The organism is Epilithonimonas xixisoli, assembly GCF_004365655.1.
GTDB lineage: Bacteria > Bacteroidota > Bacteroidia > Flavobacteriales > Weeksellaceae > Epilithonimonas > Epilithonimonas xixisoli.
In genome coordinates this window covers 331689-350468 of sequence record NZ_SOEO01000002.1, presented here as the reverse complement: position 1 = coordinate 350468, position 18780 = coordinate 331689, and the positions used below count along the sequence as shown (strand labels likewise).

Below are 18780 nucleotides of genomic sequence, written 5' to 3'. Positions count from 1 at the left end.
CAACATCAAACACCTAACACCCAACAATAATGTTACAGGTTAATTTTTTGCGCGAGAACAAAGAGCGCGTTTTGGAAGGCTTGAAGAAAAGAAGCTTCAAGGAATTAGATTTGGTCGATCAAGCAATCAACGCTGACGACGAAAGAAAAAGATTACAGTTTGAGCTAGACTCACAACTTTCCGAAATTAACAAAATTTCGAAAGAAATCGGAATCTTGATGAAAGACGGAAAAAAAGAGGAAGCTGAAGTTGCAAAATCCAAAACTTCGCAGTTCAAAGAATCCAGCAAAGAATTGCAAAACCAATTGAATGAATCTGAGAAAACTCTTCTCAATATTCTTTATCAAATCCCGAACATTCCGTACGAGAAAGTTGTTGCCGGAGTTTCTGCCGATGATAACGAGATTATTTACGAATCTACAACGGTAGAAGGTCTTGGCGAAGGCGCAATTCCACATTGGGAATTGGCGAAAAAATACAATTTGATTGACTTCGAATTGGGCGTTAAAATTGCTGGCGCTGGTTTTCCTGTTTATTTCGGGAAAGGTGCAAGATTGCAAAGAGCTTTGGTTCAATATTTCTTGGATAAGAATGTTGACGCAGGTTATCTGGAAGTAAATCCGCCACACGTTGTGAACGAAGCTTCTGGCTACGGAACTGGACAATTGCCCGATAAAGAAGGACAAATGTACTACATCAATGCAGATGATTTATATTTGATTCCAACGGCGGAAGTTCCGGTTACGAATCTTTACCGCGATGTTTTGTTGGATGAAAAGGATTTGCCAATAAAAAATACGGCGTTTTCTCAATGCTACAGAAGAGAAGCTGGAAGTTATGGCGCGCACGTGAGAGGTTTGAACAGACTTCACCAATTCGAAAAAGTGGAGATTGTAAGGCTTGAAAAACCTGAAAATTCTTACGCCGTTTTGGAAGAAATGGTAGAACATATCAAATCCATTTTGGAAGATTTGGAATTGCCTTACAGAATCTTGAGACTTTGCGGTGGCGACACAGGTTTTGCCGCGGCAATGACTTATGACTTCGAAGTTTGGAGTGCAGCGCAGGAAAAATGGTTGGAAGTAAGTTCTGTTTCCAACTTCGAAACGTTCCAGGCCAACCGTTTGAAATGCCGTTACAAAGCGGACGGAAAATCGCAATTGGTTCACACACTGAATGGTTCTGCAATGGCTTTGCCAAGAATTATGGCCGCTTTGTTAGAAAACAACCAAACAGAAGAAGGAATCAAATTACCAAAGAAAATCGCAGAATATGCAAGATTTGAATTGATTAATTAATTCAAATTCTATAATAAAATGAAAGTCGCAAAGTAAAATTTGCGACTTTTTTATTTAGATAATTCTAACCGTAAGTTCGTCAGCTTTATGTTTAAAACTACTTCTTCAAATTCAAATAATAATTCCAAATCAAGCGAATCTCTCCATAATCAAAATCCGCAGGCAAGGCAGCTTTCCAATCATTGATGTTCTCTTTCGGACTTTGCTTGAAAACTTTTTCAAAAGCATTTACTTTTTCCTTTGGATAGATTCTCAATAAGTCGCTTTTATCAAGCAAATTCTGCTCAGCATATTTGGATAAATGTCCAAAAATTGTAGAATTGACCAAGCCTCGTTCTCTCGCAATTTCCGAAATGGTTTTTCCGTCTTGGAACAATTGGTAGGTCAAAACGTGCGTCGGAACTTTGTTGATGGACATTGAGATGACTGCATCTTTTTCCTTGTCAAACAATGGGGTTTCCAAAAGATGAACGTCTTTCAGATCTTTCAAATATTCCTCCAGATCATCCAACCAAACACGAAAATCTTCATTGAATGCTTTTAGTCCTTTGACACCTTTCGTCTCAGAATAAAAATCTTTAAGCGGCGAAAAAACTTTCTCGTTGACATTAGAAAAAAAGAAATTGACAGCGCCTTTTGCTTTGACCTCAACTTCTTGCCATTCCTCTTCACCTTTCAGGAATTTTTGGGTTTTCTGAAGTAAGATTCTTTCAAATTTCTGGAAGATAGATGTCAGATTTTCTATTTCGGATTTTAAAGTGATGTAAAGCTTTTGCGATTGGTCTTTGTCAATGGATTTGCTGCTTCGGGTCATCACCATCCAGCTTTCCAAAGCGGAAACAAACCACACACAATCGATTCTTCTAATGACTTTCTGTATGCTGTAATCGTACTTTTCAGAATTAAGAATTTCCTCAATTTTCGAATTAGCGTGCGTCTCATCTTGAAACTTCGAAACCCGTTTGTCAGAGAAAATAACTTCAGGCGTAATCTTCGATTTCAAAACAATTCCTTCTAAAGTTCGACAACGGGAAAGCGCCACGTAAACCTGTCCGGAAGCAAAACTTTTCCCGGCATCAATAATCAATCGGTCAAACGTCAAACCTTGACTTTTATGAATCGTAACAGCCCAAGCGAGCCGAATCGGAAACTGTTTGAAACTTCCTAAAACTTCTTCTTTGATGTTCTTTTCATCATCCAAAGAATATTTTTTCTGTTCCCAAGTTTCTGCTTTTAAAGTGATTTCTTCTTCGCTTCCATCGAGGATTACGGAGATTTCATCTTCATCGAGATAAGAAATTTGTGCTAATTTTCCGTTGTAATATTTTTTGTCTGGTGAAGTGTCATTTCGGATGAACATAATTTGCGCTCCAATCTTCAATTCCAAAACCTCATCATTAGGATATTGCGTTTCCTTGAAATCACCTTTCACATCGGCCGTATAAGAATGCGCTCTTCCTCCAAGTTCTTTTATTTTTTTTTGATTAATATCGTCCGCCATTTTGTTGTGCGAACAGAGATAGACGTAAGCTTCATCCTTTGGGTCAAAGTCTGGCTGATACCTTTCGTTCAAAGTTTCGAAGTCGATGTCTTCGGTAATTCCGTCTCGGATAGCGTTGAGGATTTCGAGGAAATGTTCGTCGGTTTGTCGGTAAACTTTCGTCAATTCCAAAGTGATGAAATTACTGCCTTCCAAAGCTTTGGCGTGAAAGAAAAACGGCGAAGAATAGTACATTGCCAAGATATATTCGTCTCTCACAACCGGAGGCAACTGGTAAAGGTCACCGATAAATAACATCTGAACTCCACCGAACTTCTGCTGATTTCTGCGAACGTGTCTCAGTGAAAAATCCATCATATCCAAAACGTCAGAACGCAACATCGACGCTTCATCTATAATGATAATTTCGATTTCGCGGAGAAGTTTCAGTTTGTCTTTTCGGTATTTGAAATGAACCATCAGATCCGGAATATTGTTTCCGAGATTTTGATCAATTCTTTCTGTAGTCGGGAGAAAAGTTCTGAGTGGCAATCCAAACATCGAATGGATCGTAACGCCACCAGCATTGATGGCCGCAATCCCTGTCGGCGCAACTACAATGTGTTTTTTCTTGGTTTTTTTTACAAAGTCGTTTAGAAATGTAGTCTTCCCTGTTCCTGCTTTTCCGGTGAGAAAAATGCTGCGGTTGGTGTGTTCTACGATTTCGAAAAGAGAATTATTCATCGATTCAAAGATAGAAAATCAGAAGACAAGAATCAAGGGATAAGAAACAAGAAAATAGATGAGATATTTAATAAAAAGGCTTCGAGAACCTCAGCCTGACAAAAAAATAAAATTCAATCCACTATTTAATCCTATCCGGATTCTGTTTTAGAAAACTGTCCCAGCCTGAGTAAGATTTGTCGGTTGATATAGTTCCAGAATTAAAATGATGACAAACGGCAACTGCCAAACCATCAGACGCATCCAGGTATTTCGTGGGAAATTCTTTTAATTTCAATAGATTTTGAAGCATTCCTGCAACTTGTTCTTTGCTGGCATTTCCGTTTCCCGTGATTGCCATTTTTACTTTTTTCGGAGAGTATTCTGTGATGGGAATGTTTCTGTGAAGACTGGCGGCAATGGCAACACCTTGCGCTCTACCAAGCTTCAACATACTTTGGACATTCTTACCGAAAAATGGTGCTTCCAAAGCTGTTTCGTCGGGATGATATTCATCGATCAAGGCCAATGTTTTGTCAAAAATAACTTTCAATTTGGTCTCGTGATTTTCGTATTTTTTTAGAATTAACTCGTGCATAGCAAGCAATTCCATCTTATTTCCTTTGACTGAAATAATTCCAAATCCCATAATGCTTGTTCCCGGATCGATACCTAAAATGACTTTTTCAACTAACATTTGGCAATATTACGTTAAGATTTTCATAAATATGAATGCACAATATATTTTTAATTAAAAAGTTATTATTTTTAGAAACTTAAAATTAACTATTATCACATGAAGAATCTTCTACTGACTGCAGCAGTCGTATTTTATGCGGGTATTTATACGCCCGTGTATTCTCAAAAAGCTGAAACTCCAAAATTCATTAGTAACACAGAAGGCATCAAAGAATATTCCTTAAGCAACGGAATGAAAGTTCTTTTGCTTTCTGACCCATCCCAAAGCAACGCAGTTGTAAATATCGTTTACAATGTTGGTTCTAAACACGAGGGCTACGGAGAAAAAGGAATGGCACATTTGCTAGAGCATATGTTGTTCAAAAGCACCAAAAAATTAGGTGATATCAAAAAAATGTTGTCTGATAAAGGTGGAAATGCCAACGGAACAACTTGGTACGACAGAACAAACTATTACGAAGTTTTCCCGTCTAACGACGAAAATATGAAATGGTTCCTAGAAATGGAAGCTGACAGAATGATCAATGCAACGATTCTTCAGTCTGATCTTGATAAAGAATTCTCTGTTGTAAGAAATGAGTTCGAAATTGGAGAAAACAGCCCAAGTGGTGTATTGATGGAGAGAATTGTTTCCACTGCTTATCTTTGGCACAACTACGGAAACAGTACGATTGGAAGTAAAGAAGATGTAGAAAGAGTAAAAGCAGTAACGCTTAGAAAATTCTATGAAAAATATTATCAGCCAGACAATGCTACATTGATCGTTGCAGGGAAATTTGATGAGAAGAAAACGTTGGAGTACATCTCTCAGTTCTTCTCAACGATTCCAAAACCGAGCAGAGTCTTGGAAGCACCTTACACAGTAGAGCCACCTCAAGATGGTGAGCGTTTCGTAGAGTTGAAGCGTGCTGGAGACAGCAAAGTTGTTGGAGCTCTTTATCACACGGCGCCTTATGCAGACAAAGATTATGCAGCCTTGGATGCTTTACAAGAAATCTTGACTGCTGATCCTTCTGGATATCTTTACAAAGCAATGATCGATTCTCAAAAAGCGGCTTCTGTTTATGCTTATCAGCCATTGGTGAGAGATGCGAGTTTTATGTATTTCGGATTGGAAGTTCCAGCTGATAAAGACATCAAGGCAACTGAAACAGAGTTCCGTAAAGAATTGGACAAAGTGGCAACTATCAAATATACAGAGCAAGATGTTGCAAGAGCAAAAGCGAAAATCCTTAAGCAAATCGAAAATATTAAGAATAATACGATTGGATCTGCCATTAACCTAACGGAAATCGTAGGAGCTGGTAGTTACAAATTGGGAATGCTTTATAGAGATAACATCGAGAAATTGACTGTTGCAGATGTTCAAAAAGTTGCTGATAAATATTTCAAAGTTAACAACAGAACAGTTGGTGTTTTCATCCCTACAAAAGATGAAGTGAGAGTGAAGAATGTTGAATATTCTAATGAGCAAATTGCTTCGCTTACAGATAATTACAAAGGTAAAGCTCTTGAAAAAGAAACAGCGCCTTTCGAAGCGAGCATCAAAAACCTAAAAGCAAATCTTGTTGAAGGCAAGTTGAGCAACGGGATGAAATATGGCTTGATCAAAAAAGAAATCAAAGGAGGAAAAGTCCTTGGAAGTTTCCGTTTCCCAGTGAGTAACAACAAAGATCTGAACGGTAAATCTGACGTTGGTTCTCTAATGGCGCAGGTTCTAAAAACTGGAACTAAATCCAAAACAAAAGAGCAAATCCAAGATATGCTAGATGGTTTGAAGTCTAATGTAAACTTCGGATTTGGTGGACAAACTTTGTATGTGAACTTCAGTACTTACAAAGAAAACTTGCCAAAAGTAATGGGATTGATCAAAGAAATCTTGACAGAATCTACTTTCCCAGAAGCTGAATTAGCAAAAACGGTTAACGAGTACAACACATATTTGGAAGGCTCTTTGAATGATCCACAATCTATCGCATTCAATGAGATCGAAAAAATCACTCAGAACTATCCTAAAGAAAGTATTTATTACACAAATTCTACTAAAGAGCAAATCGAAAACAATAAAAAAGTTAAGAGAGACCAGCTTGTAGATTTCTACAACAAAATTTTGGGAAGTAACAATGGCGTTGGTAGCATCGTAGGTGATGTAGATGGAAAAGAAGCTACTGCATTATTGGAAAGCACTTTCGGGAAATGGGATTCTAAATCTAAATACGAATACATCAAACCAGAATTGTTCGCAACCAAAAAACAAGACAAAGAGTATCTAACACCAGATAAAGAAAATGGTGCTGCGGTTGGAAAAATCTCTTTCTCTATGGACAGAAAATCTCCAGATTATCCAGCGCTTGTGATTGCAAACGAAATGTTGGGAAGCGGTGGTTTCTTGACTGCTAGAATTCCGACAAGACTTCGTGAGAAAGAAGGAATCAGCTATGGTGCAGGATCTTATGTGAATATTCCAATCGAAAGCAATGTTGCATCTTGGGGCTGGTACGCATTCTACAATCCAACTAAGAAAGACGCTGTAAACAAAGCGCTTAAAGAAGAGGTGAACAAAGCGGTGAAAGATGGTTTCACAGAAGAAGAGTACAAATCTAACTTGACATCTTGGTTGAACTCAAGAAAAACAGGTTTAGGAAACGACAATACTTTGATGAACTTGGTGAATGGCCAACTTCAGTACGGCGTTCCTTTGGAAGAGTACGACGCTTTGGAAGCAAAAGTATCAGCGCTTAAAGTTTCTCAAGTGAATGATGTTCTTAGAAAATACATCAGCGAAGACAAATTGACTTCTGTGTTTGCAGGAGATTTCAACAAGAAATAATATTTTTTCTATAAAAATGAAAACCGTCTCAGATTGCTGGGGCGGTTTTTTTATTGTCATATTTATATTTTTATTATCTTTATCGTATCAATAATATATAATAACCCTTTTATAAACTACAACTATGAAAAAAAACAACATTTTATTTAGGTATTTCTGTTTTATTGTGTTTCTGTTTTATGGGAATGCTAATGCTCAAACTTTCACTTTGGATTGGTCCAAAAACTATGGAGGATCAAGTATGGATTTTGCTGAGCAGATCAGTCCAACTTCTGATGGTGGATTTGTAGTCATAGGAAGATCTAGCTCTTCAAATGGTGATGTTTCCACTAATATGGGACAGTCGGATTTTTGGCTTGTAAAATTGGATTCAAATGGAAATTTGCAATGGCAAAAAACTTTTGGAACTGTGGATAGTGATTTGGGGAAAAGTGTTCAGCAAACCTCTGATGGTGGCTATATTGTTGGTGGCTATATCATTAAAAACGGCATCTATACTGGATGGATTTTAAAACTAAATAATATAGGCGAAGTCGTTTGGGATAAGAAAATAGATAATTCGCTAATTCTCAATATTCAGCAAGTTGGAGGTAACAGTTATTTGCTTTCAGGAAGTATCGATTTTAAACCAGCACTTATAAAATTGGATAACTCAGGAAATGTAGTTTGGGAAAAACAATTTACAAGTGGTTCCAACTTTGCAACCATTATTGAGACAGGTAATGAATATGTTGGAGCAACTGTAAGTGGAAGTATTTATAAAGTAAGTAGCAATACAGGTAATGTTGTTTGGCAAACAGAAATTGCCAACGAAATGCTTTCAAAGGTAATTTTGACAAGTGATAATAAATATATGGTGATGGGAACCAACGGCAAGGACACTTTCGGATATTCTGTAAGTCAAATTAATGCACAAGGAGTTGTTGAATGGAATAAATCTTTCGAGTCGCAACTTCCAAATAGTTTCGGAAATGATATTGTTGAAGTTTCGGATGGTTATGTTTTGCTGGGCATTTCGCAAGACAATATTTCGGGAACTTTGGATATGAATAATACATTGGTTAAAATTGATAAATCTGGAAATTACGTTTGGAGAAAAATGGCTGGCGGTTCTAAAGCAGAAGGTTCAAACAATATTTTTTCCAAAGCTTCTATTATTAAGGTCTCAGAAGGTAGTTACGTTGTCGCAAGTTCATCTATGTCCTCGGATAGAGATTTGCCTGCTAACAAAGGCGACTTTGACTTCTGGGTTTACAAAATTTCCGCATCGCCAGTGCAATCTGTAAACGATGTTTCCAAGAATACATTCTCGGTTTATCCAAATCCGGTTGTAGATTTCTTGAGCATCAAATCTGATAAAAAGATTGCAAGCGTTGAGATTTATTCTGTAGACCAAAGATTACTTTTCACAAATAGTGATATCAAGGATAACAAAGTATCTTTAAAATCTTTATCCAAAGGTGTTTATGTTGTTAGATTTATCGATGAAAATAAAAACATAACAACGAAGAAGATAATCAAAGATTAATAGAATTTTAGATATAAAATAAAACCGTCGCAGTAATCTGAGACGGTTTTTTATTTTTCAAATATCACAATTAATTTTCAGGAGCCGGGAACCTGCTTTCCGTTGCAATTCCTCGCGCCCAGCTTTTCCCATCGCTTGCTGTGGGATTTCCACTACAATCAGGGCTATGGGTTTTTAAGTAAAACAATATTTCACATCCAAAAGAAATTATCCACAATATTTGTCATTCTGAAAAAAAATCCAAAGACTAGTTTTACCGATAGGAAGCATACAAATAGCACATCTAAATAAATTATCAAAATGACAAAAAAACACCCTTATTTCACAAAAAAATAAAAAGACACTTAGGATACGGAAAGGTACAGAAAGTGTACAGCGAGTGTATAGACGTAGTATAAAAAAGCTTAATGTCAAAATGACAAAAAACGACCTCAATATTTATTAAGGTCGCGTTTGATTTATTTAGTAATTCTAAGGTCAGAAACAATGATCTTATAATGATCACAATCCTCGAAGCAGATTCCGTTCTCTTTCCAATACGGATTCTTGGGCGTCAAAGCCGGAACTTTAAAATGTTCAAGATTGGCCAAGATCTTCTGAAACTCTTCCAAGGTTTCCGGATAGAAAACCAAGATGTCATCATCATCAAACTTAGACTCCGGCAAGTTCCCATCTTGCGTGAATTCCAGATGCCAATTCTCACCAGCTTTCCCAAGGAAGACACCATCATAACCATTGTGGTCTTCAAACTTTCCAATCACTTCAAATTCCAAAACGTAAGTGTAGAAGTAAATCAGTTTCTCAAGATTCTGTGTATGTCGTGCATATCGGAAAACCATTTGATTTGAATATTAATGAAAGTAAAAATCATTCAGCTTTTCTTCAGAAAGCGTTTTCACAACATTCACCCAGCTTTGTTCCTCATTCAGACAGGGAATATAATCAAATCTTTCGCCACCGCCGTGCAGGAAGATTTCCTTACCTTCCACAGAGATCTCTTCCAAAGTTTCTAAACAGTCAGAAACGAAAGCAGGACAAACGATGGCCAGTTTCTTGATGCCTTTTTTGCCAAGACCTTCCAAAGTAGCGTCTGTATAAGGTTCCATCCATTTGTCTTTGCCCAATCTGGACTGGAAGGTGACCATTACTTTTTCTTTTGGCAATCCTAGTTTTTTGCATACCAATTCGGTTACTTTATAACATTGGTGTCTGTAGCAGAATTTGTGCGAAGGGTTGTCTTCCTTTTGGCAACAAGTATTCATATTGCAGGTGTTCGTAGGATCGGTTTTGTAAATATGACGCTCCGGCACACCGTGATATGAAAACTGCAACAGATCAAAATCCACAGGAAGTTTTTGCCTGATACTTTCAGCTAATGCATTGATGTAGATCTCTCGGTCATAAAATGGCTCCACGTAATTGATCTTGATATCAGGAAAGAATTTCAGTCTCACTTCCTCAGCTTTGTCGATCACCGTTTCTGTGGTGCTCATCGCATATTGCGGATAAAGCGGAAATAAAGTGATCTCGGTAATGCCTTTGTCCACCAATTCCTGAATGCCTGTTTTGATGGATGGTTCAGCGTAACGCATTCCCAAACCAACCGGAACATCCACGATTTCCTGAAGTCTTTTCTGAAGATGTTTGGAGATCACGATTAAAGGCGAACCTTCATCGGTCCAAACGGTTTTGTAAGCTTCGGCAGATTTCGCTGGTCGGGTTTTCAAGATGATTCCTTGAACCAAAAGAGCACGGAAAAACCAACGATAATCGATGACCTTTTCGTCCATCAGGAACTCGTCCAGATATTCCTTTACATCATTTACGTCCGTCGATCTCGGCGATCCAAGGTTTACGAGAAGAATTCCTTTTTTATTGTTGGTTTCCAATATTGAAATTATTATGATTTGAAAAGTCTTCGACTCCGCTCAGACTGACACGTTTCTAATGAAAGTGTAGTATTAGCAATATCACACTGAGCGGAGTCGAAGTGCTTATTTATAAATTTTATCCATTCACAGCTTCCACATTCTCCACCAATTCCGGAACGAATTGTTTTAGAATATTTTGAATGCCGTTTTTCAGAGTTGCTGTTGAAGATGGACAGCCACTGCAAGCGCCTTGAAGCAACATTCTTGCCGTTTTGTTTTCCTGGTCATATTCGATCAACGAGATTTTCCCACCGTCGTTTTCTACGGCTGGCGCAACATATTCATTCAAAATGTCGCTGATCTTTTGCTCATCATTCGTATATTCTCTGTTGATGATCTTCAACATTGGATTCTCGTGGTTGTGAGGTTCTGTGTTGGAAATGGTTTTTCCAGCTTGCAAAAATTCTGCGATGAACGAACGAACTTGATTCATAATTTCGTGCCACTCAAACTGACCGTCTCTGGTCACGGCAACGAAATTGTCGCTCACGTAAACTTCTTTCACAAAGTCAAAAGCTTCGTACAATTCTTTGGCTAAAGGCACTTCGTCTGCTTCTTCCCTGGACTTTACCTCAATGAAACCATCCATCAACATTTTGCTGGAGATGAACTTCATCACCGCTGGATTTGGGGTCATCTCAGAATAGATCTGGTACATTTCTTTTTTCTTCTGAAGATAGATCCTTGGGTTGGCCAACAATTCGTCCTCGATGATATTTTTCAGGCTTTCGGAAACGTGGTCCCATTCGACTGTATCTTCTTTTGCGACTGCAATAAAATTGGCTGTGATAAAAATTCTGTTGACGAAAGGATAATTGAAAAGTTCTTGTGCCAACGGAATCTCTGAAATGTCAGATTCTCTGTCAAGCTCCAAAGATCCGGGAATCAGATTGTAGTCTGTAACAAACTTCATCACTTTTGGATTCTCTGTTGGTTCTATAATGATTTCTCTCATTTTAAGTATATTGAACTACAAAAATATCGTAATTTGGTGGAACAAAAAAGCCGATGAATCCCAATGTTGTGTTAAGTTTTGATTATGAGTAGGTTTGCGGATATTCGATTTTTTCTATTGGTTTGATTTTGGCTGTTTCGGATGACGAAACGTGGATTGAAGACGAATCTGCGCCCCGGCCTGAACGGAAATCCTTTTTTGCTTTGACTTAATGTCTATTTAATGGCAACTTGACTGCAAAAAAGATTGGGAGTGGAGGACGGATAGAGGCGCCCAAATTATATTAATTAAAAAATTTAAAAATAAGATGGCAATTATAAGAGAACTTTTAGGGAAAAAACCACAGTTTGGAGACAATGCATTTGTGGCAGAAACGGCTGTGATCATTGGCGATGTGACGATGGGAGATGACTGTAGCATTTGGTACAACGCGGTTTTGAGAGGCGATGTACATTACATCAAAATGGGGAATAAAGTGAATGTCCAAGATAATGCGATGATTCATTGCACTTACAAAAAAAGTCCGACCACGATTGGTAATAATGTTTCGATTGGTCACAATGCGATTGTTCACGGTTGCACGATTAAAGACAATGTTCTGATAGGAATGGGCGCAATCGTGATGGATGATTGCGTGGTGGAAAGCAATTCTATTGTTGCAGCTGGTGCGGTTGTAACAGCGAATACGATTATCAAAGAAGGCGAAATTTGGGCTGGCGTTCCTGCAAGAAAAGTGAAAGATATTTCACAAAGTCTGATTGAAGGCGAGATTGACAGGATTGCAAATAATTATGTTAAATACTCCAGCTGGTACAAACAGGAGTAGATTGGTACAAAGATTGAATTTTCCAGGGAAATGTAAACTATGACAAAGCTTAAATCTTTTTGGGAAGTTCTAAAGGCCACTTTCAATGAGTGGACGTCCTCGTCCGCATCCAAAGACAGTGCAAGTATGGCTTACAATGCAATATTTGCGCTTCCGGGTTTGCTGATCATCATCATTTGGACGACGAGTCATTTTTTTGGCGAAGAAGCTGTGAATGGAGAAATCCGTCGGCAACTCCAAGGAATAATGGGTTATGACGGTGCGAAAAGTATTCAGGATATTATTGCCAGCGCGATGGTGGATAAGGAGAACTTCTGGATGAAAGCTTTGGGTGTGGCGACTTTGATTTTTGGTGCAACCAGTTTATTTTTCCAAATGCAAAGTACGCTGAACAATCTTTGGGACGTGGAAGCTACACCGAAAAAGGCTTGGCAGAAGTTCATTCTTGATAGAGCCAACTCTTTAGGAATGATTTTGATGATTGCGTTTTTGCTGTTAATCAGTATGGTTTTATCATCTGTAATTGGTCTTGCCAATGGTTTGATAACCAAATATTTTGGAGTTGACACTTACTTCATTATTCAAGTTACCAATTTCGTTTTAGGATTGGCGGTCGTGACGGTTTTGTTTGCAATGATGTTCAAAGTATTGCCGGACGTTGAGATCAAATGGAAATCTGTTTGGATTGGCGCAATAGTAACGGCTTTGCTCTTCAACCTTGGGAAAATGGGAATGAGTTTTTACTTTGATATGTCAAAACCAACTTCAGTTTTCGGTGCCGCTGGAACTGTGATTCTTTTGATGATGTGGATTAATTATTCTTGCCAACTCATATTCTTCGGGGCAGAATTTACCAAGGTCTATGCTATGCGAAAAGGGCACAACATTGTTCCATCGAAGCACGCAACTTGGAGCAAGGCAAAACTATACAGAGATGCTGAGGAACAAAAAAAGCAAGTTGCTCCTCAGGAAATTTAAATTATTTAAAAACGGGTTTATCATTTTCACAAACGATACTTTCCGGTTGCATTACCAACATACAATCTGACATCAGGTTGTATTTTTTGTTGTACTCAATTGATTTTTGATTGTACATATCTATCTTTTCTAAGAAACTTTTTTCATCTATTTTGATGGAATAAGCGATATATTCAACTGGTCCGCCACAAGCTTTCACGCCCAAGCCAACTGTTTTCCAATCGTCAGAATTACTGCATTTTTCACTGCTTGCTAATGCTTTGATTTTTGTTTTTAAGGATTCCAATTCTTTAGATTCTTCTGCCGTTAATCCATTCTTGGGAGCATCATCTTTTGGTCTTTCCGGTAATGGTTTTGGAAGATTGTCCGCAGTATAAGTAGGTTTACACGATAATGCAAACGCAGAAACAAGACTTAGTAAAATTAAATTTTTCATAACTAAATTTTGAATTGAGCCATCAAATATAATACCTGTAATCCTTTTTGACAATTTAATTTTCCGCTCTTATTAATAAATTGATTTAAGCATTTTATATGACAATTAAATTTAAAATTGACTAATAATTATAAGTATTCGATAATTTTTTTTGAAAATTGTAACAAATAATGTTAATAATCGTCTAATAAAATTATAATACTTAAAAAAAAACTATGGAACTGAAAATAAATAACATTAGTAAAACCTACGCCAATGGTTTGAAGGCTTTGGATAACATCAATCTCACGATTGGGAAAGGAATGTTCGGTTTGCTTGGACCCAATGGCGCAGGGAAATCTTCATTGATGAGAACCATCGCAGGTTTGCAAGCGCCGGACAGTGGCGAGATTTTTCTGGGAGACCTCAATGCTTTGACACAAAAAGAAGAACTTCGAAAAGTTTTGGGCTATCTTCCACAAGATTTTGGTTTTTATCCGAAGGTAAATGCGGTGGAACTTCTCAATCATATTGCCATTCTAAAGGGAATTTCAAATAAATCTGAGCGCAAAGAAATCGTTGAAGGCTTGCTTCATCAAACCAATCTCTTCGAGGCGAGAAAAAGAAACGTCAGCGAATATTCTGGCGGAATGAGACAACGTTTCGGGATTGCTCAGGCACTTTTGGGAAATCCAAAATTAATTATTGTTGATGAACCAACCGCTGGCCTAGACCCGATGGAAAGAAATCGTTTCCATAATCTATTGAGTGAAATCGGGGAAAATACAATCGTTATTCTTTCCACGCATATTGTAGATGATGTCAAAAATCTGTGCAACCGTGTAGTGGTTTTGACTTCTGGACATATTATTCTAGACGGAACGCCAAAAGGTGTGATAGAAGATTTCCAAGGAAAAATCTGGAAAAAACTAATCGAGAAATCCGAAGTTGAGGTAGCGAAACAACAGTACCAAGTGATTTCCACGCATATTTCTGAAGGTAAAGTGGAGATTCGCGTTTTTGCGGAAACTCAGCCAGACGCTAATTTTATTCCTGTAGAATCCAACTTGGAAGACGTGTATTTCTCAAGTATCACCAAAAAAATGGCAACCAATGTTTAAAGAATTATTCTCTTTTGAACTCAGGAACGGTTTCAAAAAATGGAGTACGCAGATTTACTTTTTGGTTTTCCTCACGCTTGGCGTACTCGTTGGATTGGGAACGACGGGCGCATTTGACACTTCAACCTCAGATTCGAATTTGACCAAAAATTCCTCTTTGGCAATCGCCAGATTGATTGTCGGGATGAGTGGTAATATTATGGTGCTTATCAATGGGATTATGATGATTAGCATTATGGCAACCGCGATTCAGAAAGATTATGCCTATAATTTTCACGGCTTGTTGTACACGACGCCAATTACCAAATCTGGCTATTTTTTCGGAAGATTTTTGGCTAATTTCCTCATAGCAATCTATGTTTTTTCCGGAATTTTAATTGGCTATTTTTTCGGAACGCTTTACGGACTTGGAACTCCACAACTTGGCCCATCAATATCATCAATTTTCTTTGGCCATTTCTGATTTTCACTGTCGCTAATACATTGATTATAGGTTCGATATTTTTCGCGTTGACGACGTTGACCAGAAGCACTTTGGCTTCATACCTTTTCTGTGTGATTTTGCTTTTGTTATCGATTTTGAGCGACAGCATTCTTTCCGACATCGAGAACAAAGATTTGGCCTCACTTCTAGACCCGTTCGGGAATTTTGCTTTGAAACAAATCACAGAATATTGGACGCCTTACGAACAAAATGAAAACATAGTTCCGCTTTCGGGCATTTTGCTGTGGAACCGTTTGGTTTGGTTGGGAATTTCGCTGTTGTGTGTTGGGATTACATATTTCAAATTTGATTTCAACCAATTTCTACAGCCTTTTTCACTCTTCAAAAAGAAGAAGACGGCTTTGGTAGAAACTTACACCAATTCCGAAAAATCATTACAGGAAATCCTGAATGTTCAAAAGGATTTTGGTTGGATAGCGAAACTTAAAGAGCTATTCTATCTTTCTTTTTTTGAGGTCAAAAGAATTGTTTACACGCCATTTTTTGGAATAATTGCTTTCATTTTTGGCGTTTTGCTGATTGTAATTTCCAATTATATGAAATCGATGTACGACGCAGAATCCATTCCTGTCACCTTTCTGATGGCAGAATTGGCGGAAGAAGGCTTGTCATTTTTCTTGCTTTTGCTGATTGTCTTTTTCTCAGGAAACATCGTTTGGCGAGAGCGTGAAAATAAAATCGACGAGTTGATTGGCGTGAGCACGGTTTCCAATTTCAACCTGATGTTTTCCAAATTTTTGGGAATGGTCTGGATGGTCATCCTAATGCAGATTTTTTCTAATTTAATTTGCATCGGGATTCAGTTTTACAAAGGATTTTATGACATCGAACCATTGACGTATTTGAAATTTAACCTTTACAATCTGCCTTATTATTTGGTTTTGATAGGTTTCAGTTTGTTTATTCAATTGATTGTCAACAACAAATATTTTGGATTTTTCTTGGCGATTTTCCCTGTCGTATTCCTTCCGATGTTGTACAATTATTTGGAAATGAATGGGATTTTGTACAGCTTCAATTCCAATGGTCCGCAACTTCCTTATTCAGCTTTGAATGGTTTTGGGCAAGTGCTTTACAGCTATTTCATAGTGAAATCATATTGGATTTTGATGATGTTATTCTTGTTGTTCATTGCGCTTTTGGTTTTCCCGAGAGGCAAGGAAAAGGGATTGTCCAAAAAATATCTTTTATCGAAAACGTCATTCAAATTAAAACATAGATTTTTACTGTTTCTATTCTTGTTCTCGACTGTTGGACTTGGTGGCTACATTTATTACAACACGCATATTCTTAACAAATCGTATACACAAGTTGAAATGGAAAAAATGCGTGTCGATTACGAGAAAAAATATAAATATCTGGAAAAAATCGACCAGCCAAGAATTGTTTCTTCGGATTTGAAAATTGACATTTTTCCTGAGAAATCAAGCTGGAGCGTAGACGGCATTTATTACATCAAAAACAAACATCAAAAGCCGATTGACAGCATCATCCTTAAATATCCGAATAATCTGGATGGACATTATACTTACAAAAAAATGCAATTGGGACGTTCCGGAAAAGATATTTTCAATGATGAAAAAGTAGGTTTGAAACTTGTAAAGCTAACTCAACCGCTTCAACCAGGCGATTCTATTGCGCTCAATTTTCAATATACATTTGAGCCAAAAGGTTTCGCAAATTCTGAGACGGAAACGGACGTGGTTGGAAATGGCTCATTCTTTAACTCAAATAACTTGCCAGGCTTAGGTTACGACGGAAATGCGGAACTTTCGGAAAATTCTGCCCGAAAAAAATATGGTCTGAAACCAAAACCAAGATTGGCAAAAGTGAATGACACGAAAGCAAGAATGAACAATTTCATTTCAAATGATTCCGACTGGATTCGTTTTCAAACTCAGATTTCGACGGATAATAATCAGATTGCAATCGCACCTGGCTATTTGCAAAAAGAATGGAAAGCAAATGGCAGAAGATATTTTACTTACAAAATGGATTCGCCAATTCTCAATTTCTATGCGTTTCTTTCGGGCGATTATCAAGTTAAAAAAGCAAAATGGAATAACATCAACATCGAAATTTATTATCAAAAAGGTCACGAATATAATCTGGACAGGATGATTTCGTCCATCCAAAATAGTTTGAATTATTACACCAAAAACTTTGGACCTTATCAGCACAAGCAAGTCCGAATCATTGAGTTTCCACGTTATGCTTCATTCGCACAATCGTTCCCGAACACGATTCCATATTCTGAAGAAATTGGTTTCCTGACAAAAGTTGAACCTGATAAGCCCGAAAAAATCGACCTTCCATTCTATGTGACAGCTCACGAAGTCGCGCATCAATGGTGGGGGCATCAAGTTGCTGGCGGCAATGTCCAAGGAAGTGCGATGATGTCGGAAACATTCTCCCAATATTATGCTTTGATGGTGATGGAACACGAGTACGGCGCTCCGGCAATGAAAAAATTCTTGAGTTACGAGCTTGATAAATATCTTCAAGGCAGAACCAGAGAAACGAAAAACGAAATGCCTTTGATGTTAATCGAAAATCAAAATTACATCCATTACAACAAAGGAAGCGTTGTGATGTACGCGCTGAAAGATTATTTGGGAGAAGCAAAACTGAATTCGATTTTGAAGAAATATCTGGAACAAACCAAGTTTCAGGAACCACCTTACACCAATTCTATTGAGTTTGTAAATCTTCTGAAAAAAGAAACGCCTGACAGTTTGCAATACCTTATCAAAGATATGTTTGAGACAATTACGCTTAATGAAAACTATGTGAAGGATTTATCATACAAAAAAGTCGGAAAGCAATATGAGGTAAAACTGACAGTTGGAAGCGCAAAATACCGTGTGGATGGCAAAGGAAAATCGAAGAAAATTCCGGTTAATGATTATGTTGACGTAGGCGTTTTCGGACAAAAATCTAAGAAATTTCCTGAAGGCAAAGAATTGATTTTCAAAAAAGTGAAGATGGATAAGCCTGAGAAAACCTTTATTTTATTGGTCAATGAAGAACCATTGCAAGCAGGAATCGACCCGTACGCAAAACTAATTGACCGAAATATGAAAAATAATGTTCACGATTTCAAATCAAAACCAGACAAAGTTAATCTGGATGCGGATGAAAAAACTGGTGGCGCAGGCGTGAAAGTGACTGTGAATACAGGAGATTAATTTCGATTCAAATAATTATAATTGATAGAGTCTGCTTTTGTTAAAGGCAGACTTTGTTATTTAAACAAATTTGTTTCGAAAACCACAAAAGGCACAAAAGCCACTATATTTTTTATGCTTATCTAAAGTCCAAAAAAGGAAAAAAACATTCTTGATAAGATTAGCTTTTTTGCTCTTTGAGAATTAGTTTTTACTCGATTTCTCTTTTGTGACTTTTGTGGTTTTGAGTTTTTTAATGAGAAATAGTAAAAATAAATTTGGTACATAATTAGCTATTTGGTTTTACCTAATACTATTTGTAAC

Annotated in this window: 14 protein-coding genes; 8 read left to right on the top strand and 6 right to left on the bottom strand. The window is 37.5% G+C overall.

Going from position 1 to position 18780, the window contains the following annotated elements; genetic code table 11:
• The first annotated feature begins 29 nt into the window (after positions 1-29).
• Positions 30-1298, top strand: a complete 1269-nt coding sequence (gene serS, locus B0I22_RS08925) for a serine--tRNA ligase (RefSeq protein WP_133944314.1) — start codon at positions 30-32, stop codon at positions 1296-1298.
• A 97-nt stretch (positions 1299-1395) separates the two neighbouring features.
• Here serS and B0I22_RS08920 read toward each other — a convergent pair whose 3' ends face one another.
• Together B0I22_RS08920 and ruvC are read right to left on the bottom strand one after the other, a co-directional pair.
• The gene (locus B0I22_RS08920) at positions 1396-3522 is read right to left on the bottom strand and encodes a helix-turn-helix domain-containing protein (RefSeq protein ID WP_133944313.1); all 2127 of its coding nucleotides are present in this window, start codon (positions 3520-3522) and stop codon (positions 1396-1398) included.
• A 121-nt stretch (positions 3523-3643) separates the two neighbouring features.
• A complete protein-coding gene (gene ruvC, locus B0I22_RS08915) occupies positions 3644-4198 on the bottom strand; it encodes a crossover junction endodeoxyribonuclease RuvC (RefSeq protein WP_133944312.1) in 555 nt (184 codons plus the stop codon).
• Positions 4199-4297: 99 nt separating this feature from the next.
• On the opposite strand from ruvC, the gene B0I22_RS08910 reads away from it, so the two are divergent.
• A complete protein-coding gene (locus tag B0I22_RS08910; RefSeq protein WP_133944311.1) occupies positions 4298-7030 on the top strand; it encodes a M16 family metallopeptidase in 2733 nt (910 codons plus the stop codon).
• A 124-nt stretch (positions 7031-7154) separates the two neighbouring features.
• Positions 7155-8558 carry a T9SS type A sorting domain-containing protein gene (locus B0I22_RS08905; protein WP_133944310.1) on the top strand — a complete coding sequence of 468 codons (1404 nt, stop codon included), beginning with the start codon at positions 7155-7157 and terminating at the stop codon, positions 8556-8558.
• A gap of 458 nt (positions 8559-9016) precedes the next feature.
• On the opposite strand, the gene B0I22_RS08900 is transcribed toward B0I22_RS08905, so the two are convergent.
• The 3 genes from B0I22_RS08900 to B0I22_RS08890 form a co-directional block, all read right to left on the bottom strand.
• Positions 9017-9397: a VOC family protein gene (locus tag B0I22_RS08900; RefSeq protein ID WP_133944309.1), complete on the bottom strand. Its 381-nt coding sequence runs from the start codon at positions 9395-9397 to the stop codon at positions 9017-9019.
• A gap of 12 nt (positions 9398-9409) precedes the next feature.
• A complete protein-coding gene (hemH, locus tag B0I22_RS08895; RefSeq protein ID WP_425459593.1) occupies positions 9410-10447 on the bottom strand; it encodes a ferrochelatase in 1038 nt (345 codons plus the stop codon).
• 118 nt (positions 10448-10565) lie between these two features.
• Positions 10566-11444, bottom strand: coding sequence for a NifU family protein (locus B0I22_RS08890; protein ID WP_133944307.1), 879 nt, complete (start codon positions 11442-11444; stop codon positions 10566-10568).
• 307 nt (positions 11445-11751) lie between these two features.
• On the opposite strand from B0I22_RS08890, the gene B0I22_RS08885 reads away from it, so the two are divergent.
• Together B0I22_RS08885 and B0I22_RS08880 are read left to right on the top strand one after the other, a co-directional pair.
• On the top strand, positions 11752-12270 hold the full coding sequence (locus tag B0I22_RS08885) for a gamma carbonic anhydrase family protein (RefSeq protein WP_133944306.1): 519 nt from the start codon (positions 11752-11754) through the stop codon (positions 12268-12270).
• A gap of 39 nt (positions 12271-12309) precedes the next feature.
• Entirely contained in the window at positions 12310-13248 is a 939-nt protein-coding gene (locus B0I22_RS08880; RefSeq protein ID WP_133944305.1) for a YihY/virulence factor BrkB family protein, read from the top strand.
• Between the two features lies 1 nt (position 13249).
• Here the strand turns inward: B0I22_RS08880 and B0I22_RS08875 are convergent, their stop codons facing one another.
• Positions 13250-13684: a hypothetical protein gene (locus tag B0I22_RS08875; RefSeq protein WP_133944304.1), complete on the bottom strand. Its 435-nt coding sequence runs from the start codon at positions 13682-13684 to the stop codon at positions 13250-13252.
• Positions 13685-13899: 215 nt separating this feature from the next.
• On the opposite strand from B0I22_RS08875, the gene B0I22_RS08870 reads away from it, so the two are divergent.
• From B0I22_RS08870 to B0I22_RS08860, 3 genes are read left to right on the top strand one after another with little or no spacing between them, the layout of a single operon-like run.
• Positions 13900-14784 (top strand): ABC transporter ATP-binding protein, encoded by an 885-nt coding sequence (locus B0I22_RS08870; RefSeq protein ID WP_133944303.1) that lies wholly within the window; start codon positions 13900-13902, stop codon positions 14782-14784.
• The gene (locus tag B0I22_RS08865) at positions 14777-15247 is read left to right on the top strand and encodes a hypothetical protein (protein ID WP_133944302.1); all 471 of its coding nucleotides are present in this window, start codon (positions 14777-14779) and stop codon (positions 15245-15247) included. Before B0I22_RS08870 ends, B0I22_RS08865 begins: the two co-directional genes overlap by 8 nt.
• A 20-nt stretch (positions 15248-15267) precedes the next feature.
• The gene (locus tag B0I22_RS08860; protein ID WP_133944301.1) at positions 15268-18477 is read left to right on the top strand and encodes a M1 family aminopeptidase; all 3210 of its coding nucleotides are present in this window, start codon (positions 15268-15270) and stop codon (positions 18475-18477) included.
• Positions 18478-18780: the final 303 nt, after the last annotated feature.